The following is a 20598-nucleotide window of genomic DNA, read 5'->3' as shown; positions in this document are numbered from 1 at the left end:
TTCCTCTCCGCGAGAGGAATTATCAGACGGACGCCGTTCGTAAAGACTTTGGTTACCATAATTCGCCATGCTGGAAGCGACCATTGCGGTCACTGCTTTGCTTCGGCCACTGCTTTGCCATGTCCTGTTCGCTTTTTTGCCGAACTGCCATGCGAGGCGAGGGCCCGAAAGTGGGGCCGCGAAGTCGAATTCCAGTCGGGTTAGTATCATGGCGTGTGTGACAGAAGTGTATGGCTATGCGGTTCCGCGTAGCAGCCGTATCAGCGTTCCGTTCAGTTTGCGCGGTTTTGCGCGCTTGACGGCTTTTGCCGTTACAGGGCTTTTCGCCGGTGGTTGGATGCTGACCACGCTCGGCGCGCTTGAAACGGTCATCCCGGCATTTGCACCTGTCGCGCCAGTCATGCGGCGCGCGCCCGGGGCCATGCCGCAGGCGCTCGCCCTTGTCGATCAGACCCGAACGCCATCGCACAAGATGCGCGAGAGCTTCATCAAGGCCTATACGGCGGATGGCGCCTATTCCAATCTCGATTGGCACCGCAACAAAGTGACCGACGATCAGCCGATCATTGCCGATATCGGTCCGGATTCGGTCATCGAACCAAAATCCGTAGACGTCGCATCGGTGGTCGAACCGCGCGCCGACCGGGTCAAACTGCCCGAGCCGGTTGCAGTTGCTTCAGCCGCCACGGCCATGGATAAAACGGGCGACACGGCGGCGAAACCCGCGACAGCAGCGGCTGTCACGCTTGGCTATGCAAGCGCGCCGCAAACGCCTGCCGCTCTTGTCGCGCTGGCCCAGATACAACCGCAGAACCCGTCCGGTATTTTGCCTCTGTCGCAGGCCGAAGAAGCTGATGCAGAGGGTAGTGCCACGTCCAATCTGCCGGTCGGCAAGGCGATACCGTTGCCGCAATCCGCGCCTGACCAGAAAACGAACATGGCGGCTGACGACGATACCGATAGCGATATGTTCGTGCCGGATGATGTGCCTTTGCCGGGTGCCAAGCCTGCGCTGCGCGCCTCGCGCATGCGTCCGAAGACGCAGCTTGCCTACGCGCCCGAAAGCGGCCTGACGGACAGTCCTGAGCCGGGCCTTTTCAGCCCATTGCTCAATCAGGCTGCGCGCAGCCGCGTGGCGATCTATGACATTTCCGCTGCAACCGTCTATTTGCCGAGCGGGGAAAAGCTCGAAGCCCATTCCGGCATCGGTCGCATGCGCGATAACCCCAGCTATGTGAACCAGAAGAACCGCGGCCCCACGCCGCCGCACAGCTACAATCTGCGCATGCGCGAGGCGCTCTTCCACGGCGTTGAAGCGATCCGCCTGACACCCGCTGACGGCAACAACCGCTACAATCGTGACGGGCTTCTGGCGCATACATTCATGCTGGGACGCAACGGCGATTCCAATGGCTGCGTGGTGTTCCGGGATTATCCGCGCTTCCTGCGCGCCTTCAAGCGCGGCGAGTTCAATAAGCTGGTCGTGGTGCCCCGCATGTCGTCATCCAAGCCGGCGCGCATTGCGTCACTTTTCTGATCGAAACATATCTGCGCAAAGAATTTCCGGCATCAGCTGAGTACACGAAAAATTGCCCCCGACAATATTGCAGGGGTAGCGGGAACTGATAGACATCCCGCGTTGCAATTCTTCGGAGACATCTTTCAGTGAAGCTCTATTACAAAGCCGGTGCCTGTTCGCTCGCACCGCATATCGTTCTCAGCGAAACCGGCCTGCCTTATACGTTTGAAGCCGTGGACCTGAAATCCAAGATCACCGCCAGCGGCGCCGATTTTCTGGTGGTCAATCCGCGTGGCGCGGTTCCGGCGCTGGAGATCGAGCCGGGCGTGGTGATCACCCAGAACGCCGCTATCCTGCAATATATCGGCGATCATTCGGATGTCGCAGCGTTCAAGCCTGCCTATGGTACGATGGAACGCGCACGCTTGCAGGAAGCACTCGGCTTCTGCGGCGATCTGCATTCTGCCTTCGGCGGCTTGTTTGCACCGAACCTGACGGAAGAAGCGAAGGCGGGTGTGCTTGCCAATATCACGCGCCGCATGGGCCAGTTTGAAGCCATGCTGGTGGATGGTCGCAGCTATTGGTTGGGCGAAGAACTGACCCAAGCCGATGTTTATGCGTCGGTCGTCCTTGGCTGGGGCTTTGCGATGCAGGTCGATCTCAGCGCCTATCCGAAGGCGCTCGCCCTGCGTGAACGCGTCATGGCGCGTCCAGCGGCGCAGAAGGCGCTGAAGGAAGAAGGTCTGATCTGATCCTTCGCAGCCGGAGCCATTATGGCTCCGGCTGTTATGCTTCTATTGCTTCGCTTTTCGCTCAAGGCTTTGAGCCCTCGCATCGACCGGCTGCTTATTGCCCGGCCTGCAAGAGCCATTCTTTTCATTGCGATTTTCTGGATGTGTCGGCCTCCCTTTGCGCATGCTTGGGGAGGTATGTTTTTTGCTATTTGGAGCGCAGTTAATTTCCGAAAATTATAATTATAAAATGTATAAATTTCTAATTTAGTATTTATATAATCGTAATATTGAATATATGAGTGCAATTTCATTAAATATATGAGCATAAAATTGCGATTTATTATAAATATAAGCGTATTCTGCGTTGTACGAATCTTCAACATTAGATATGGATTCGGTGTGATCTGTAAGTATTCTGCATTTTATTTGCGGAATTGCTAAATTTATTTGTTGGATTATTCGCCATGGGCCGGGGGGGCTGTAGGGGCGCATTTAGGGGCAATGATGTCGGTCATTTCAAAAGATCTGGTGCGGGTGCTGGGCTCAACAGCCGTGGCTCTCATTCTGACGAGCACAGTGGCTGCGGCGACGAGCGTTGTGGTAAACGGCGCAGCCTACCGTTATGCCGGGGGCAGTACGGCCAACCTGGACGGCTCGGGCGCGACCTACGAAGTGGCGACGACCAATAATGGGCGCGCATGGGGCGTGCTTGTCTCGACCGCAGCCGGATCAGCTTCGACGCTGAACGTGTCGAACATCAACGTCATCACGTCGGGATCGAAAGCACATGGCATTCAGGTCGGTGCGAAGGGAAGCAACGCGAATGGCATGGATCATTCGCTCATTCATCTGCTCGGCGGGGTAGCTGTCACCACTGACGGCGTCGGTTCCTATGGATTGCATGCGATTGATGGCGGCACGATTGACGGCTCAGTTCAGATCACGACGACGGGCGCCAGCGGCTTTGGCGCGTTCGCAGAAAGCTGGTCGACGATAAATCTATCGCACTCGGCAATCAACACGTCCGGCCAGAAGGCATTCGGCCTTATCGCAAATAATGACATGGGCACTGTCGCCGGGCAGATTTCCGGCGATGCGCTCACCATCACGACCGCTGGAGCCAATGCATCCGGCGCTTATGTCGATGGCGGCGGCCAGGTTCTGCTTACAGACAGCAATATTACGACAAGCGGCGCTACCGCGCACGGCGTCGAAGCCCTGTCGGGTGGCGCCGTCACGTTGAACGGTGGTTCGATCACCACTTCGGGCAGCAACGCAAGGGGCATCCAGGCCGACAATGCGACGGTCATCGCCAATGATGTGGCAATCGTGACCAACAACGCGGCCCGCTTTTCCGAAGGCGTCCAGTCGCACAACAATGCGAGCGTGACGCTCAACGGCGGTTCAATCACGACCCATGGTCTGCGCAATTACGGTCTGCTTGCCAGCAATGGCGGCTCGATTACGTCAAGCGCTGATATCACGACCTTAGGCAACAATGCCCATGCGGTGCAGGCGGGCGCATTCGGCACCAACCACCCGGGTTACGCTTATGACGGAACCACGTCCGGCACGGTCTCTCTGACTGGCGGCACCATCCGCACCGAGGCCAGCAATTTCGCTGTCGGCCTGCATACCGTCGATGAGGGGCTGATCGATGCCGAGAATATCGCCGTCGAAACCGTTGGCGCATCGAGCTTTGGCGCCTTCGCCGAATCCGCTTCCACGATCAGGCTTTCCGCTTCAACCATCCAGACGACCGGCGATCAGGCCCATGGGCTTCTGGCCAATAATGATCAGGGAACGGTAGGCGGCTCGATTTCGGCCACAAATACGCAGATTGTGACTTCCGGTGCTGGTGCTGCCGGGGCCTTGGCGCAGGCGGGCGGTTCGATTTCGCTCACGGGCGGCAGTGTCACCGCGCAGGGCGAGGCAGCGTCCGCTCTGGCGATTTCAGGCTCGGGCACGATCGTCGCCGAAGGCACGGTTCTTAAAACTGCGCAGGGACCGACAATTGGCGTTGTTCTGGCCAGCGCTGACGATGTAGCGCAAATTCGCCTCCGCAGTGGAACCGTTGCGACAGAGAATAATGGCGTCTTGTTGCAGGTGGATCGTTCCAATGGAGCGGGTTCCGGCGGCATTGTCGATATCGAACTCGATGCAGGCTCCGTCAGCACGGGCGATATTATCGACACGCAGGCTAAAACCGGGGCAGGAAACACCGTTCTGACTCTGCAGAATGGCGCAGACTGGAAGGGCCAAATTCAGGGGATCACGCATATCGAGGCGAAACGCGGCAGCAGTCTGGTTTTCGCGGGGCAATCGGTGATCGAAGGAAACCTTTCCGGCGTCCAGAGCAATTTCGATTTTGGGGATGAAGGCGATTTCATCGGCGGCAATGTCCTGCTTGCGGAGGGCTCTGCAACCCGTGGCGGCACGATTGCGATACCGATTACCGTGAGTGGCGATGTCAGTGTCGATCCTACATCCACTCTTGGCGGCAACTGGCAAATAGCCGGAGGTCTGGCCAGCTCAGGCACGATCACGCCCGGCAATTCCGTCGGCATCGTGTCGGTCGATGGCGACCTGACGCTGGCATCGTCTTCGGTCTATGCGGCGGAAATCGACGCGCAGGGCGGATCTGATCTGATCAAGGTGGGCGGAACCGCCAATCTGGCGGGTGCGGTGACCGTATCTACGCTCGGTGGCTATCAGCTGAACCGGCCTTACACGATCCTGACCGCAGGCAATCTTGCAGGCACGACATTCAGCAGCGTTTCCTGGACCGGATCGACTGATTTCATCGCGCCAAGCCTCAGCTATGATGCGAATAATGTTCTCCTGACCATCGGGCGCAATGCAGTTTCGCTTGCAAGTGTTGCGCAGACAGACAATCAGCGGGCTGTCGCTGGTGCAATCGACAGTCTGAGGCTGGGCAATCCGGTTGCGAATTCTGTCGCCTTTCTGGGTGCTGCGGGGGCAAGGCAGGCTTTCGACCAACTGTCCGGTGATGGATATGCGTCCACTAAGACAGGCTTGATCGAGACATCGCATTTGGCGGCGGATGCGATAAACAATCGCTTGCGCTCGGCATTTGCCAGTGTCGGAGCGAAGGACGTTCCGGCACTTTCTTATGCGAAAACAAAAGAACCGTCCCGTGCGTCTGCCGCAATTGATGCGGTCAGCGATGGCGCATCCCTGGGGCAATATGGGTTCTGGGCGACAGGCTTCGGCTCCTGGGTTGAGCAGGATGGAGATGCCAATGCTGCCGGTGTCTCTACATCGACAGGAGGCTTCATCTCCGGTCTCGATGTTGGGCTGGGAGAGGGCTGGCGCCTTGGTTTCGCGGGCGGTTACAGCCGGGCGGATATCGATCTCAAGGAGCGACATGCGGCTGCGACGAGTGACAATTGGCATCTCGGCATCTATGGCGGCAACCAGTGGGGCCCGCTGGGACTGCGCGCCGGGCTGATCCAGACATGGCATAGCCTCGATGCATCGCGGTCGGTTGCATTTACCGGTCTCTCCAACTCGCTGGAGGCCGATTATGATGCGCGCACGCTCCAAGCTTTCGGCGAGGTCGGATATCGGATCGACACGACCGCCGCATCCTTCGAACCGTTCGCCAATCTCGCGCATATCAGATTGCGCACGGACGCTTTCACAGAAACGGGTGGCGCTGCGGCATTGAATGTCGAAAGCGAAACGACCAACACGACCTTTACGACTCTCGGCCTGCGGGCGGAGGCTCCACTGTTGCTTGGATCAACATCCGTTAATCTGAAGGGTTCGCTCGGCTGGCGCCATGCCTATGGCGACATCATACCGGTCTCAACGCAGGCCTTCGCGGGCGGTGATGCCTTCAGTGTGGCAGGTGCGCCGATTGCCAAGGATACGGCTTTGCTGGAAGCAGGGCTTGATTTCGATGTGACGCGGGCCTCGACGCTCGGTCTCAGCTATACCGGCCAGTATGGCAGCGGTGCCAGGCAAAACGGGTTCAAGGCCTCGTTCAATATTAAGTTCTGACCTGGCCCGGTCTGCAACATGACGCAGTAAAGCCAAACTCACGTGCGGTTCCCAGCTTATCGAGCGGGAGCCGCACGGGCGACTGACAGCGGATGTAACGCGTATTTCGGTTCCCCAAGTGAGAAAGCCTGCGCTATTTCAGGGGCTGTACCTTGTATGTCAGGCTGCCCGGCGTCACTTCCTCGATCTTGATGGTAAGATCACGGATCTCAATACTTGACTGGGCGACAGGGAATTCCATTGTCTGCCCGCTCGCTGGGTGCTGCAGGTCGTGGCCGGAATAGCCGCGAATTTCGAACTGCATTTTGTCTTTTTCGATCCCTATGAACAGGATGTCGTAAATAGTGCCGCTTTCATTCGCGTCATAATCTTGAGCGCGAGGAAGGTCGGTTCCTTTGCTGTAGGCGCGCGGCGGTACGATTGGGTCGCCGGACAGGATGAATTGCGTCCGGCCGAAGCCGTCCGTTGCGGGTGCTGGCCGTTCGTCGACGTTTTCGGTTTGCGCTACGACAGCTCCGTCCGCCGCTTGCGCAATGCTCTCCGTCGCGGAACTGTAAAAGCCGAAGGACAAGCAGGCGAGGCCTGTCAAAATCGCTCGTCTCACAAGATGCATTCGGTTTTCCGACTCCGTTTGAGCCCCATCACGTTGTTTCATGTCACGCTCTGCCATTTTTGCCACGAGCATTCCAGCTGAAAAGCATCCCAATTTCACATGAAAACAAGCCGCCTACGCATCGTCGCGAATGGGCGGCAAGCGCCATACATGGTTCGGTGATGGCGACCTGAACGTGATAGCGAAGAAGGGGGGATAATACTGGCGGAGAGAGAGGGATTCGAACCCTCGATACGGTTTCCCGTATACACGCGTTCCAGGCGTGCGCCTTCAACCACTCGGCCACCTCTCCGTCTGCCTTGCTGTCGGGGAAAACCGCGTTAACGGCGAAATCTGACTGCAAACGAGATACCGCATTTCGTCTGGCGCTGGTTATTCGCCAACATGCGGTAGCGGCGCGCAATATAGCCAGAATACGCATATGTTCAATAGCTCTTTGCAAGTTTTTGCGCCAAATCGGCAGGGGCAGCGTAAATAGCCTCCATGGTCAGATATCTTACTGTTTTTAAAAGATAAATTTATGTGTATAATTTAACAGCACGAAGGATTGAGGTGCGAAGCCTTCCTTCCGTGAGGATTTGGCGGTATGAAAAGGCCAGGTCAACGACGTCGGGATGTGCCCGACGCGCTTGAATATGTGCCTGAATGTCTGGGGCAGGGAATCGTGATCCGGTTTGTGTTGCGTAGTTTCGCGGTTGTTTTTCTGGCATTGGCGGTGATCTTCGCCATTCTCGATGGCGCCCGTTCGGTCGGCGCGTCGAAGTTGGTGGCCAAACCGCTGCTTTCCATGTGGTCGCGTAACGCGCCGGAAACGTTGGCCGATGCAGAAACGCTCGTGACGCACTATATAGGAGCTACATTCTGGAACACGGTCTGTGTTCCTTTGCTCGGGCAGCCGGGATGGCTCTTCTTCGGTGTGCTCGCTTTGTTGTTCTATGTGATCGGTCATCGGCGCGGACGTCCCCTGGGGCGCTTCACTGCCTGACGGTCAATCCCACCACAGGGCCATAGGAGGTAGAAATCTATGAGTTTCCTCGACAGCTATCGCAAGAAAGTACAGATGCCCTCCACGGATGAGGCTTTGCCGGGCCGCGCAACAGCCATTCCTACATCCGCGACGCATTTCGTCTCCGGCCATCCGTTGAAAGGCCCATGGCCTGACGGCCTCAAGCAGATCATGTTCGGGATGGGCTGCTTCTGGGGCGCGGAACGGCTGTTTTGGCAGGTGCCGGGCGTCTATGTGACGGCGGCAGGCTATGCGGGCGGCATCACGCCAAACCCGACCTATGAAGAAACCTGCACCGGATTGACCGGCCATGCCGAAGTGGTGCTGGTGGTCTATGATCCCAAAGTCGTGAGCCTCGATGAGCTGCTGACGCTATTCTGGGAAGAGCATGATCCGACGCAGGGCATGCGACAGGGCAACGATATCGGCACCACCTATCGGTCGGTGATCTACACTTTCGATGACGCGGATCGGATGGCGGTTGAAAAAAGCCGTGATGCTTATGCAAAGGCGCTGGCAGCGCGGGGTTTGGGCCCGATCACCACGCAAATCGAAGATGCGCCGGTATTCTACTATGCCGAGGATTATCACCAGCAATATCTGGCGAAGAATCCGAACGGATATTGTGGCCTGCGCGGCACTGGCGTGAGCTGCCCAATCCCGCTGGCACAGTAAAACGGTCTCAAAAAAAATCGCGCGATCCTATCGCGCGATTTTCTTGTTCAGGATCAGCATGTCGGCATAGTCGCCGTCGAGCTGTTCGCAATCCTCCCAGCCGATCTGCCGGTAGAGGTCAGGCTTGTTCGTATAAAGAAAGGCCTCGCCGTGACCAAGCTCTGCCGCGGCCTTCTCGATGGCCCGGACAAGGCTCTTGGCGATGCCCCGACCGCGATAGGCGGGCGAAACGAAAACGCTCGCCACCCATGGCTTCAAATGGGCATGCGTCTCCAGATCATTATCGATCAGCAGCGCAAATCCGGCCAGTTCTCCATCTGATAGCGCTGCGCGCGCGATCTGCCCATCGTTGGTTCGCACGAGATCGTGGAAGCCGGCGATGGTCTGTTCCAGCGTTCCGCCGTTGAATTCGCCCCATTCGCCAAAGTTCCATGTCGCGCAGGCAGCTATGAGGTCGGGGCGGTCGGCGAGGTCGATTATCTGAAGCATGATCTTACCAATGCGGAGGTTTGGTGACCGGCACGTCAGGCGCGGTCTGTTCTTCCAGTTCCAGAAAACGGTCGGTCAGAGCGCTGAGCTTCTTGGAAAGCTGGTCGATAAGCTTCCACTGCTCGGCCAGCACGGACGACAGTTCGTCGATGGTCTTTTCCTGTTCGGCGACGCGAATTTCGAGCTCGGTCAGGCGTTGGTCCGCAGTCATGGTCGGTTCCGTTTCGATAAGAATCTCAAGCGCGCATCCTATCAGAGAAACAGGTTACTGCGTGAGGATGAGCGCGCCATTTGCTACTTCATAATGGCGCAGGCGCTTGAGAAAACTCATGCCGAGCAGAATGCCGGACAGCGCTTCGTCGCGCAGCACGATTGCTTCGACATTTTCCACGCGAATGCGTCCGATTTCCACGCTGTTGAGCATAGCGCGCGCTGCCGATGTTTCGCCATTGGCCGTTGAAACGCGATAGCGGAAATCGTCGGGCCGCAGCGAAAGCCCAATGCGTCGGGCGGTGCTGGCATTGATCGCAACCGAGCCTGCCCCTGTATCGATCATCCCGCGCAGGTTCTGGCCGTTGAAGCGGATATCGGTGATGAAATGCCCGCGACTGTCCGGCGCAATCTGCGCACGGCGTCCGCTATAGGCGGATGGGTTCTGTTGGGATGATGGGGAGGGTTTTGCCGTCGCGGCTTGCTCGACCGTTGCCGACTGGAATTTCTCGAAGAGAACCGGAAAGGCCGTGGCCAATCCCGCCAGCATCAGAACAATAAAGAAAATCCGCGCCATGCTCACCCCGTTCTGAAGGCAAAGTATCCGGCGCGGATTACTGTCTGGTTACGTTTTAGTCTATTTCGTGCCGTACATGCGGTCGCCCGCGTCGCCGAGGCCCGGAACGATATAGCCCTTTTCGTCGAGGCGCTCATCGATGGAAGCGGTGTAGACATCCACATCTGGATGCGCCTTGGTGAAGCGTTCGATGCCTTCGGGTGCGGCGAGCAGGCACAGGAAGCGTATATTGGTCGCGCCGCGTTCCTTCAGCTTGTCGATGGCGGCAATGGCCGAATTGGCGGTAGCGAGCATCGGATCGACCACGATGATGAGGCGGTTGACGATGTCTTCCGGCGCTTTGAAGTAATATTCGACCGGCTGCAGCGTGTCGTGATCGCGATAAAGGCCGATATGGGCGACGCGGGCTGCGGGCACCAGATCGAGCATACCTTCCAGAAGGCCATTGCCCGCGCGCAGGATCGAAGCGAAGACCAGCTTCTTGCCTTCGAGGATCGGCGCTTCCATCGGCATAAGCGGGGTCTCGATCTCCATGGTGGTGAGTTCGAGATCGCGCGTCACTTCGTAGCAAAGCAGAAGCGAGATTTCTTTCAGAAGCCGCCGGAAGCTGGCCGTGGAAGTCTCGCGCTTGCGCATGATGGTAAGCTTGTGCTGGACAAGCGGATGGCTGACGACTGTAACGCCCATGATCTTTCCACTTTTTCTTCTTATCGTTTTGAACTTTAGCGGCAGATTGCGCCGGAGAAAACGCGTGGCAAGCGCACACGCACAGTTTTATGTCTCTTTGGCCATTTTTCAACGCCAACGCAAGCTGCGATCACAAAAGGGGTAGTGGGAAAACGTCTGTGCTTGTATCGTCCGGCACAAGCTTTATATGCATAACCGAAATTGTTTTCGTCAGACTATTCAAAAAGCAGGATGAGCTATGAGCCAGCAAAACGGCAATGCGGACCGCGTGGGCGCACAAGGTGGCATGGAACACTCGTTCGGCTTCAAGTCGGTGGACGAAAACGAAAAGCAAACCCTGGTCAATGACGTTTTCCACAAGGTCGCCAACAAATACGACGTGATGAACGATCTCATGTCGGCAGGCATGCACCGCGTCTGGAAAGATGCGATGATCGCCTGGCTGGCGCCGTCGAAGCGTCCGGGCTGGACCTCGCTCGACGTGGCTGGCGGCACCGGCGATATCGCCTTTCGCATTGTCGAGGCTTCGGGCCGTCAGGCGCATGTGACCATTCTCGACATCAATGGCTCGATGCTGGGTGTCGGTCGCGAGCGCGCGATCAAGAAGGGCCTTGCCGACAATCTCGAATTCGTTGAAGCCAATGCCGAGGAACTGCATTTCGAGGACAACAGCTTCGACGCCTATACGATTGCCTTTGGTATCCGCAACGTACCCCATATCGACAAGGCGCTGTCGGAAGCCTATCGCGTGCTGAAGCCCGGTGGCCGGTTCATGTGCCTCGAATTTTCCGAGGTCGAATTGCCGATCCTCGACAAGGTCTATGACCAGTGGTCGTTCCAGGCTATTCCGCGCATCGGCAAGATGATTACCGGCGATGCTGATTCCTACAGCTATCTGGTCGAATCGATCCGCAAATTCCCCAAGCAGCAGGATTTCGCCGCCATGATCGAGACCGCCGGTTTCGAGCGTGTGAGCTATCGCAATTTCACCGGTGGCATTGCGGCGCTTCATTCGGGCTGGAAGCTGTGATTGTGCCTGTCATGAATGCGGGCTGGGGCACTGGGGCGGGCATTATCGCATGAGTAATCTTTCCGCCGCTTTCCGGTTGGCGCGGGCCGGATGGATTTTGACACGCGAAGGCGTGATCAGTGCGCTGCCGGTCGAAGGATTGTCCGGTCTTCCGGCCTTCGGCCACAAGATTGCAGGCATGCTGGCGCGTCCGCGCGCGCGGCACATGCAGCGTTCCGAGCGCATGTCGCGGGCGATGAACAAGCTTGGCCCGTCCTATGTGAAGCTTGGCCAGTTTCTGGCCACACGCCCGGATATTGTCGGGCGCGATGTGGCTGCCGATCTGGAGCTTTTGCAGGATCGTCTCGATTATTTTCCGCAAGCCGACGCGATTGCCGGTATCGAAGGTTCGCTCGGTCGCAAGATCGACGATCTTTACCTGCATTTCGACGCGCCGATAGCGGCGGCCTCGATGGCGCAGGTGCATCCTGCCGAAGTCATGAGCGACGGCAAGCCGAAGAAGGTTGCGGTCAAGGTTATCCGCCCCGGCGTTCGCCAGCGTTTCGCCCGCGATCTCGAAGGCTTTTACATGGTCGCGCGCATGCAGGAGCGCCATGTGCCCTTCACGCGCCGCCTGCGTCCGGTACAGGTGGTCGAGACATTGCAGCAGACCACCCGCATCGAGATGGATCTGCGACTGGAAGCGGCAGCGCTTTCCGAAATTGCCGAAAACATCAAAGGCGATGAAGGTTTCCGCGTTCCGCAGGTGGACTGGGAACGGACCGGTCGCGATGTGCTGACGCTCGAATGGATCGACGGCACCAAGATGTCGGATGTTTCGGCGCTGGCCGCTGCGGGCTTCGATCTGAAGAAGCTTGCCGAAACGCTGATCCAGTCTTTCCTGCGCCACACGCTGCGCGACGGCTTTTTCCATGCCGACATGCATCCCGGCAATCTGTTTGTCGATCCGCAGGGCATCATCGTCGCGGTCGATTTCGGCATCACCGGACGGCTCAACAAGCAGCAGCGGCGCTTCCTGGCAGAAATTCTCTATGGCTTCATCACGCGCGATTATATGCGCGTGGCGGAAGTGCATTTCGAAGCAGGCTACGTCCCGCATACGCACGACGTGGCGAGTTTTGCGCAGGCCATTCGCGCCATTGGCGAGCCGATCCACGGCCAGCCGGCGGAAACCATTTCGATGGCCAAGCTTTTGACGCTGCTGTTCGAAGTGACCGAGCTTTTCGACATGGAGACCCGGCCCGAGCTTCTGATGCTCCAGAAAACCATGGTTGTGGTTGAAGGTGTGTCGCGCACGCTCGATCCGCATTTCAACATGTGGAAAGCAGCCGAGCCGGTTGTCGGCGACTGGATTCGCAAGAATCTTGGGCCGCAGGGCATGTTGCTCGACGCGAAGGACAGCGCTTATTCCCTGCTGCATTTTAGCCGCAAAACGCCGGAGTTGGTGGCGCGTGTGGAGCGCGTTTCGGTTGCGCTGGACGATATGGCCGCCAATGGCTTGCGCTTCGATGTAGCCACGGCGGAAGCCATCGGTCGCGCCGAAGCCAAGCATTCGCGTTGGGGCCGCATCGCGCAAATAGTGATTGCAATTGCGCTCGCTGCGATCGCGATCAAGCTCTATATTTGGCTATAATACACTTTTAAAGTGACAAATCACCCATAAGATGATTTCATTGATTGCACTTGCAATAAGCCGGTGCAATCAAATGGCCAGTATCACTATTCGCAATCTCGACGATGCCGCCAAGGAAAAGCTGCGTGTGCGCGCCGCGCGCAATGGGCGTTCCATGGAAGAGGAAGCGCGGCTTCTTCTGACTGCGCTGGAAGAACCCGCGCAGGTTACGCCGCCTCAGTCCGGTGCGATCACAGGCGCGTCACTCACTGGCAAGCGCGTTCTGCTGATTATTGGTGGCGGTATTGCCGCTTATAAGACGCCCGACCTGATCCGCCGCTTGCGTGAGCGTGGTGCGCAGGTTCGCCCGTTGATGACGGCGGCAGCGCAGCAATTCGTGACACCACTGACCATCGGTGCCGTTTCCGCCGATCATGTCTTTACCGATCTGTTCGCCCGAGAGGATGAGCAGGATGTCGGGCATATAAGGCTCGCCCGCGATGCGGATCTGATCGTCGTCGCGCCGATGACTGCCGATCTGATGGCGAAGATGGCGAACGGTCTGGCTGACGATCTTGCCAGTGCAGTTCTGCTGGCGCGCAAGGTTCCGGTTCTGATTGCGCCTGCCATGAACCCGGCCATGTGGGACAATCCGGCGACCCGGCGCAATCGTCTGACACTGGAAAAAGACGGTGTGCATTTCATCGGCCCCGAGCAGGGCGAGATGGCCGAGAGCGGCGAGGCGGGAACGGGCCGTATGAGCGAGCCGCTCGCCATCGTCGCGGCAGTGGAAACGCTGCTTGCACCGCGTGCACGACCACTGGCTGGAAAATCCATCGTCATGACCTCCGGCCCGACGCATGAGCCAATCGATCCGGTGCGCTATATCGCCAACCGCTCGTCGGGCAAGCAGGGCCATGCCATCGCCGCCGCTTTGGCGCGGCTGGGTGCAACGGTGCATCTGGTGTCTGGTCCGGTCGCCATTCCCGATCCCGAAGGCGTTAACGTCATTCATGTCGAGACGGCGCGTGAAATGCAGGCGGCTGTGGAGCGGCATCTGCCCGCCGACGCGGCGATCATGGTGGCTGCTGTCGCCGATTGGCGCACGGCCAATGAAGCCGGGCAGAAGATCAAGAAAAAGCCCGGCGAAAGCGCGCCGACACTGGCCATGGTCGAGAACCCCGACATTCTGGCCGGTGTCGGTCATAGCGAAAAGCGCCCGGGTCTCGTGGTCGGCTTTGCGGCGGAAACGCAGGACGTGGCAGACAATGCGCGAGCCAAGCTTGAGAAAAAGGGCGCGGACTGGATCGTCGCCAACGATGTGTCCTATGGCTCGGATGGCAGCAGCGTCATGGGCGGCGACCATAACCGCGTACGAATTCTAAGCCGCTCCGGCATCGAGGACTGGCCGGAAATGAGCAAAAGCGAGGTGGCCGAAAAGCTGGCGGAAAAGATTGCGCAACGCTTGTTGGAAAAGGAGCACTGACGCTTAGAAGAACTCGTCCAGTAAGCGGTAATAGGCGATCTTTGCTTCGTCGATGGCTTCTGCGCTATAAAGGTCGAGGAAAGGCTTCACCCATTCGTTGCCAAGATTATAGCGGATGCTCCAGCAGGCGAGTCCCAGATCCTGATGACGGTCTGCAAGGCCGAGCCTGCCGCAGTCGATAAAGCCGGTGAATGTGCCGTCGCTGGCCATGAAATTGGGCAGGCAGGCGTCGCCATGGGTGACTACAACATCTTCTTGCGACGGTTTCAGGCGGTGCAGTTCGGAGAACAGGTCTTCCGCGGTGCGGCCTTCACGCTCGGTATCGAAATCATCTTCATCGACCGCGCCCGCTTCAACGCGCTTGCGTGCATCTTTAATGCGATGTTCCAACCGGTGGTCGAATGGACAGGCGGCAGGGTCAACGCTGTGCAGCGCCTTCAAGGCTGTAGCGAGAATGGAGACGATGCGGTCAGGCGTAAGAGTGCCGACAGACGAAGCGAGATTCGATCCGGCAAGGCGCGTCATCAGGAGAAAATGGCGGTCGGCCATCCTCTCGTAAGCGACGACGCTGGGGCAGGGCAGCCCTTGGGCTGAAAGCCATTCAAGCCGGGCGCGCTCATCGGCCAGTTCGCTGACCGTGCTTGCCGGTTCGATTTTCAGAACAAGCGGTTCGTGCGCATCATGATCGAGCAGCAGGACATTGGCGCTCGAGCGGCCAAGCTCATCCTGCTGGCTGGTATAACCGGTAAGCCGATGCAGCAAGGCATCAGGCAAATCGAGAGCAGCCAGAACAGGATCGGTCATAGCAACTTACTGCATCATGCCTTGTCGCGGACCTGATAGTCCTTGATGGTTGCGAAACGGATATCCTTCCAGCGCTCGGCCTCGTAATTGAGCGAGAAGCCGTTCTGCGCTAGGAAAACCGGATCATTGTCGAGGTCATGCGCGATATCGGCGCGATGCGAGGTGATGAAGCGCTGCAATTCAGCCGGGTCGTCGGCGGAAATCCACCGGCAGACCGAGAAGCGCGACATTTCAAACCCAACCGGCAGCGAATATTCCACTTTCAAACGTTCGGTCAGAACGTCGATCTGGAGTGCACCAACGACACCGACAATCGCCGGAGAACCGTCATCGGGCACAAACAGCTGCACGACACCTTCTTCGGCCATCTGCTGCAACGCTTCGCGCAGCTTCTTTGCCTTCATCGCATCGTCCAGACGCACGCGGCGCAGAATTTCCGGCGCGAAGTTCGGTACGCCACGGAACAAGATATCCTCGCCCTCGGTCAGCGTATCCCCGATGCGCAGTGTGCCGTGGTTTGGTATGCCGACCACATCGCCGGCAAAGGCTTCGTCGGCGATCTGGCGCGAACGCGCGAAGAAGAATTGCGGTGCAGAGAGGCTCATCTGTTTGCCGGTGCGCACCAGCTTGGCCTTCATGCCGCGTGACAGCTTGCCGGAGCAAACGCGCAGGAAGGCGATGCGGTCGCGGTGGTTCGGGTCCATATTGGCCTGAATCTTGAACACGAAGCCGGTCATCTTGTCTTCGGTGGAACCGACCATGCGCGTGTCGGCCTGCTGGTCGCGGGGCGCCGGGCCGAAATCGCAGAAGGCTTCGATCAGGTCGCGCACGCCGTAATTCTTCAGCGCGGAGCCGAAATAAACCGGCGTCATATGGCCTTCGCGGAAGGAAGCGAGGTCGAACGGACGGCAAACGCCGCGTGCCAGTTCTATATTTTCCAGCCAGGCTTCGCGTTCGTTCTCAGGCAGCAAAGCGGCGGCGTCCTCCGGGCCGCTGACCTTGGTTGGCTGCTCTTCATTATCCTGACGACGCATCGTGTCGTTATGCAGGTCGAAAGTGCCTGCAAAGCTCTTGCCCGAGCCGATAGGCCAGGTGATCGGCGCCGTGTCGAGCGCCAGCTTTTCTTCGATCTCGTCCAGGATTTCGAGTGGATCGCGTGCTTCGCGGTCCATCTTGTTGACGAAGGTGACGATCGGAATATCGCGCATGCGGCAGACTTCGAACAGTTTCAGCGTGCGCGGCTCGATACCTTTGGCGGCGTCGATGACCATGACGGCGCTGTCGACGGCTGTCAGCGTGCGGTAGGTGTCGTCTGCGAAGTCTTCGTGGCCCGGCGTGTCGAGCAGGTTGAAGATGCAGTCCTTGTATTCGAACGTCATCACCGAGGTGACGACCGAGATACCGCGGTCGCGTTCGATGTTCATCCAGTCCGAGCGGGTCTGGATGCGATCCTTCTTGGCCTTCACTTCACCGGCAAGCTGGATGGCGCCGCCAAACAGCAGCAGCTTTTCGGTCAGCGTGGTCTTACCGGCGTCCGGGTGCGCGATGATCGCGAATGTGCGGCGCTTGGAAACGGGATTGTCAGCAGGCATGAAGAAACTCGTGATGGCGAAATGTTGGGCCGCGCAAAGGCGCGCCGCGAAGATGTTGCGCTGCATCTAGCAGTCATTGGGCAAAATCTCAACAAGCGCCGTGCCGCTCATCGGGCCTGAAATGAAAAAGCGGCGCTGAACACGCCGCTTTAAGGAAAATGCTGCGCTTGATTAGCGGCTTTTGATGCCGAGGCCGAAGGCGATGTAGGTCCAGCCCTGGAAAATCAGATCGATGGCCAGGAAAAGGCCAAGGATGAACAGGCTGTTGACCGGCCATTGGATGGCGATGACGAGGCCGAGCAGCGCGGTTATGACACCACCGGCCACGATCCAGCCCCAGCCCGATGCCGGTTTCGACTTGAAGCCCATCCAGACGCGGAAAAGGCCGGAGCCGAGAAGGGCAGCCGCCAGCAGGAATGTCAGGACGCCTGCCGCCAATATGGGATTGATGAAGGTGACGACACCCGCCGCAGCATAAAGCAGGCCGCTCAGGAGCCAGAAGAAAAACCGCCCCCACGTTTTCACGCCGAAAGCATGGATGATTTCGACCCCACCAGCGATCAGCATCATCATGCCGACATAGTAGACCGAAACAACTGTGGCCAGCACCAGATTGCCGAAGGCGATGCCGCCCAGAATGAGAAGCGCCACGCCCAGCGCGACGAACCAGCCCCACTTGGACGTCAGCTCTGTCGGCAGCACGGGATTGTCGAAATCTTTGTTCGTCGTTGCCATCGAATAACCCTCTTGTCCCTCGAATTGTCGTGACCCAATTTTCGTAACCCACGCAACAATATAAGGCAGACGGAGCTTTTGACCAGCTTTGGCTGCGTGAGGCCGCCGCGCCAGCCTTTTGCGCGCTTGAACCGACGACCGAGACCGGGAAAAACGGCGATATCTCTTTGTTTTTGCGCATAAACTAATTCACTGCAGTTGCACTTTTTTGGCCCGTTGGGCTCTATCTCTTTGCCGTTACACCTGTTTTAATCTCTATCGGCTACATATTTCTGGAACTTGACGCGGGGGCGCTGCCGGTTTCCCGGTACTCAATTGTTGTTGGAAAAGTCTGTTCGATGTTCGATCTGATTTCCCATTACTGGCCGCATATTCTGGCTGTTCTGTCGATCGTGCTCGGCGCAATAGCCGCCATTCATGCGACCATGACCAAGGACGAGGTGCGCACTGCACTCGGCTGGGTCGGCGTGATCGTGCTGTCGCCCATCGTGGGGGCGGTGGTCTATGCCATTGCGGGCGTCAACCGGATCAGGCGCTCGACGCTCACGCAGCAGCGCGCGCTGGGGCATATTGCGCTTTATCACCTCTCGCATTTCGACACGACCAACGACCTCGTGCGCGCCGCATTCGGGCGGCAGTTCGGCGCGATGAAAATTCTGGGCGACGCCGTCAGCCTTTATGATTTCACCAGCGGCAATCGCATTGAAATGCTGGAAACCGGCGACGAAGCCTATGCGGCCATGCTGGAAGCCATCGGTAAGGCAGAGCGCAGCATCTTGCTGGAAACCTATATTTTTGACCGTGACGCCATTGGCATCCGGTTTGCCGAGGCGCTGGGCGAGGCCGTCAAGCGCGGCGTGGAAGTGCGGGTGCTGATCGATGCGGTTGGCGCACGTTATTCCATCCCGAGCATTGTCAGCCTGCTCAAGGAAAATGGCGTGACGGTGGATGTCTTCAACGGCAACATCATCATCGGCCTGCGCCTACCTTATGCCAATTTACGCACCCACCGCAAAATCCTCGTCGTCGACGGGCGATATGGCTTTACCGGCGGCATGAATATCCGTGCCGGTTTTGTGCGGGCGATTGCTGGCGATGCGGTGGCCATCGACACGCATTTCCGGCTGGAAGGACCGGCCATTGCCGACCTTTTTCACATCGCCTCCGAGGACTGGCGATTTGCAACGGGTGAATTGCTGACCGGCGACGCCTGGCGCATTGCCCCGCCGGAAAACCCGCCCGGTACAGGTACGCTGGTGCGTGTGGTCGGCTCCGGTCCCGACAAGAATGTGGAAACCAACCATCGCATGATGATGGGCGCTTTCTCGATAGCCGAGCAGCATATCCTCATCATGTCGCCCTATCTGTTGCCCGACCGCGAACTGATCAGCGCGCTGGTCACGGCGGCGCGGCGGGGCGTGTCGGTGGATATCGTCGTGCCGGGGGTCAATAATCTCAAACTGGTGGACCGCGCCATGCGCGCCCAGTTCGACCAGCTTTTGAAGGATGGCTGCCGCATCTGGCGTGCAGGCGGCGCGTTCAACCATTCCAAGCTGATGACGATTGACGGCACATGGTCCTATGTCGGCTCGTCCAACATCGACCCGCGCTCATTGCGGCTCAACTTCGAGATCGATCTGGAAATTCTGGATCGCGATGTGGCGCGTCAGGTGGAAGAGCGGATCGGGAAGGTCATCGAGGAGAGCCGTCAGGTCAATCTGACACGTCTCAACAACCGCCCGTTTCTGGTGCGTCTCATCGACCGGATTATCTGGCTCGGTTCGCCTTATCTATGAGCCGGTCCTGCTTGCGGGTATCTCCGGATAGAGATTGTGCAGAAGGTCTATTTATTTTCACGCATTTCCAGACGCAAAACCGTTTCACACTTTTGCTGGAAATGCTCTATCGCCGTCTTCAGGTCGAGATGCGCCTTGATCGGCAGATGGTCGGAGGCCATACGCGCCAGCGGCGTGTTGTGAACTTCCACCGAGGTCACGAGATTATGCGGCGCGCCCATCACGCGGTCGAGCGCGAAGACCGGGAAGCGTGACGGAAAACTCGGCACTGCCGTCGCCACATGGTTGAAGGTCGGCATCAGCGCGGCCAGCGAAGAACGCTTGCCGATACGCCATTCATTCAGATCGCCGATCAACAGCGTCGGTAGCGTGTCGCCTTCCTGCAAGGCGGTGAGAATGCTTTCCGCCTGTTGCTCGCGGGAGCGTTTCAGGAGGCCCAGATGCGCGGCAATGACGCGCAGCGGACCGGCGGGAAATTGCAGATCGGCGACGAGCGCGCCGCGCGGCTCCACGCCGGGCAGTTTCAGCTGCTGCACATTGCGCACAATGCCTTCGCGGAACAAAAGCACATTGCCGTGCCAGCCATGCCCCTTGGGCATCGTTGCATTGATGGGGACAGGAATGAGGCCGTGGCGGCGCTCCAGAAGGCCGAGGTCGAGCAGACCGGACCGCTCACCGAAACGCTTGTCGGCTTCCTGCAACGCTATAACATCCGCGTCGATTTCGCTGATCACGTCGGCGGTGCGCTGCGGATTGAACTGTTTGTCGATGCCGATGCATTTGTGAACATTATAGGATGCAATGACAATATCACCGCCAGTGATATTGGCGTTGAGAGGCCTGAAGCCCGGCCTGTTGCGGATCGCCGTCAGGATCGACTTCGATATCCGGTTTGCTTCCTTTTTCTTCTGCACCCTTTTCACCCGTAAGGTCGTCAGTTCAAGATGAATATTTCAAATTTATACTCTTCTATATAGATAGTTTGCTATGCGATTTGAACAGAGCCG

The 20598-nt window shown here is 58.1% G+C and carries 18 protein-coding genes and 1 tRNA gene; 9 read left to right on the top strand and 10 right to left on the bottom strand.

Features of this window, described 5'->3' with window-relative positions; genetic code table 11:
• The first annotated feature begins 208 nt into the window (after nt 1–208).
• The 3 genes from D8666_RS17555 to D8666_RS17545 all read left to right on the top strand — a co-directional run bounded on the left by D8666_RS17555 (nt 209) and on the right by D8666_RS17545 (nt 6279).
• Nucleotides 209–1537, top strand: a complete 1329-nt coding sequence (locus D8666_RS17555; protein ID WP_235858995.1) for a DUF2778 domain-containing protein — start codon at nt 209–211, stop codon at nt 1535–1537.
• A 128-nt stretch (nt 1538–1665) separates the two neighbouring features.
• Nucleotides 1666–2271 (top strand): glutathione transferase, encoded by a 606-nt coding sequence (gene gst / locus D8666_RS17550; RefSeq protein WP_109369684.1) that lies wholly within the window; start codon nt 1666–1668, stop codon nt 2269–2271.
• Nucleotides 2272–2757: 486 nt separating this feature from the next.
• Nucleotides 2758–6279: an autotransporter domain-containing protein gene (locus D8666_RS17545; protein WP_167836108.1), complete on the top strand. Its 3522-nt coding sequence runs from the start codon at nt 2758–2760 to the stop codon at nt 6277–6279.
• Between the two features lie 133 nt (nt 6280–6412).
• Here D8666_RS17545 and D8666_RS17540 read toward each other — a convergent pair whose 3' ends face one another.
• Both D8666_RS17540 and D8666_RS17535 read right to left on the bottom strand, forming a co-directional pair.
• A complete protein-coding gene (locus D8666_RS17540; protein WP_235859000.1) occupies nt 6413–6949 on the bottom strand; it encodes a hypothetical protein in 537 nt (178 codons plus the stop codon).
• Nucleotides 6950–7094: 145 nt separating this feature from the next.
• A tRNA-Ser gene (locus D8666_RS17535) sits at nt 7095–7184 on the bottom strand.
• A 372-nt stretch (nt 7185–7556) separates the two neighbouring features.
• Between D8666_RS17535 and D8666_RS17530 the strand changes: the two genes are divergently transcribed.
• On the top strand, nt 7557–7877 hold the full coding sequence (locus tag D8666_RS17530) for a hypothetical protein (RefSeq protein ID WP_109370300.1): 321 nt from the start codon (nt 7557–7559) through the stop codon (nt 7875–7877).
• A gap of 39 nt (nt 7878–7916) precedes the next feature.
• Complete coding sequence (msrA, locus tag D8666_RS17525) at nt 7917–8573, top strand: peptide-methionine (S)-S-oxide reductase MsrA (protein ID WP_109369681.1); 657 nt, start codon at nt 7917–7919, stop codon at nt 8571–8573.
• Nucleotides 8574–8600: 27 nt separating this feature from the next.
• Here msrA and D8666_RS17520 read toward each other — a convergent pair whose 3' ends face one another.
• From D8666_RS17520 to upp, 4 genes are read right to left on the bottom strand one after another with little or no spacing between them, the layout of a single operon-like run.
• Nucleotides 8601–9062, bottom strand: coding sequence for a GNAT family N-acetyltransferase (locus D8666_RS17520; RefSeq protein WP_109369680.1), 462 nt, complete (start codon nt 9060–9062; stop codon nt 8601–8603).
• A gap of 4 nt (nt 9063–9066) precedes the next feature.
• The gene (locus D8666_RS17515; protein ID WP_109369679.1) at nt 9067–9273 is read right to left on the bottom strand and encodes a SlyX family protein; all 207 of its coding nucleotides are present in this window, start codon (nt 9271–9273) and stop codon (nt 9067–9069) included.
• 54 nt (nt 9274–9327) lie between these two features.
• Nucleotides 9328–9849, bottom strand: a complete 522-nt coding sequence (locus tag D8666_RS17510) for a retropepsin-like aspartic protease family protein (RefSeq protein WP_109369678.1) — start codon at nt 9847–9849, stop codon at nt 9328–9330.
• A gap of 60 nt (nt 9850–9909) precedes the next feature.
• Complete coding sequence (gene upp, locus D8666_RS17505; RefSeq protein WP_109369677.1) at nt 9910–10536, bottom strand: uracil phosphoribosyltransferase; 627 nt, start codon at nt 10534–10536, stop codon at nt 9910–9912.
• A gap of 238 nt (nt 10537–10774) precedes the next feature.
• Here upp and ubiE point away from each other — a divergent pair, with 238 nt between their 5' ends.
• The 3 genes from ubiE to coaBC all read left to right on the top strand — a co-directional run bounded on the left by ubiE (nt 10775) and on the right by coaBC (nt 14664).
• Nucleotides 10775–11566: a bifunctional demethylmenaquinone methyltransferase/2-methoxy-6-polyprenyl-1,4-benzoquinol methylase UbiE gene (gene ubiE, locus D8666_RS17500; RefSeq protein ID WP_109369676.1), complete on the top strand. Its 792-nt coding sequence runs from the start codon at nt 10775–10777 to the stop codon at nt 11564–11566.
• A gap of 49 nt (nt 11567–11615) precedes the next feature.
• A complete protein-coding gene (gene ubiB, locus D8666_RS17495; RefSeq protein ID WP_109369675.1) occupies nt 11616–13199 on the top strand; it encodes a 2-polyprenylphenol 6-hydroxylase in 1584 nt (527 codons plus the stop codon).
• Nucleotides 13200–13272: 73 nt separating this feature from the next.
• Nucleotides 13273–14664 carry a bifunctional phosphopantothenoylcysteine decarboxylase/phosphopantothenate--cysteine ligase CoaBC gene (coaBC, locus tag D8666_RS17490; RefSeq protein ID WP_235858994.1) on the top strand — a complete coding sequence of 464 codons (1392 nt, stop codon included), beginning with the start codon at nt 13273–13275 and terminating at the stop codon, nt 14662–14664.
• 3 nt (nt 14665–14667) lie between these two features.
• Here coaBC and D8666_RS17485 read toward each other — a convergent pair whose 3' ends face one another.
• The 3 genes from D8666_RS17485 to D8666_RS17475 form a co-directional block, all read right to left on the bottom strand.
• On the bottom strand, nt 14668–15468 hold the full coding sequence (locus D8666_RS17485) for an APH(3')-II family aminoglycoside O-phosphotransferase (RefSeq protein ID WP_109369674.1): 801 nt from the start codon (nt 15466–15468) through the stop codon (nt 14668–14670).
• Between the two features lie 14 nt (nt 15469–15482).
• Nucleotides 15483–17060, bottom strand: a complete 1578-nt coding sequence (locus D8666_RS17480) for a peptide chain release factor 3 (RefSeq protein WP_109370298.1) — start codon at nt 17058–17060, stop codon at nt 15483–15485.
• A gap of 171 nt (nt 17061–17231) precedes the next feature.
• Nucleotides 17232–17795, bottom strand: a complete 564-nt coding sequence (locus tag D8666_RS17475) for an HdeD family acid-resistance protein (RefSeq protein WP_109369673.1) — start codon at nt 17793–17795, stop codon at nt 17232–17234.
• 338 nt (nt 17796–18133) lie between these two features.
• Here D8666_RS17475 and cls point away from each other — a divergent pair, with 338 nt between their 5' ends.
• Nucleotides 18134–19591: a cardiolipin synthase gene (cls, locus tag D8666_RS17470; RefSeq protein WP_109369672.1), complete on the top strand. Its 1458-nt coding sequence runs from the start codon at nt 18134–18136 to the stop codon at nt 19589–19591.
• Between the two features lie 47 nt (nt 19592–19638).
• On the opposite strand, the gene D8666_RS17465 is transcribed toward cls, so the two are convergent.
• Nucleotides 19639–20505, bottom strand: a complete 867-nt coding sequence (locus D8666_RS17465) for an endonuclease/exonuclease/phosphatase family protein (RefSeq protein WP_109369671.1) — start codon at nt 20503–20505, stop codon at nt 19639–19641.
• Between the last annotated feature and the right edge of the window lie 93 nt (nt 20506–20598).

Origin of the sequence: Ochrobactrum soli (assembly GCF_003664555.1) — a bacterium.
Taxonomy (GTDB): Bacteria; Pseudomonadota; Alphaproteobacteria; order Rhizobiales; family Rhizobiaceae; genus Brucella; species Brucella teleogrylli.
Note: the sequence above shows the minus strand (reverse complement) of the source record. Positions and strands in the feature narration are given on the sequence as shown.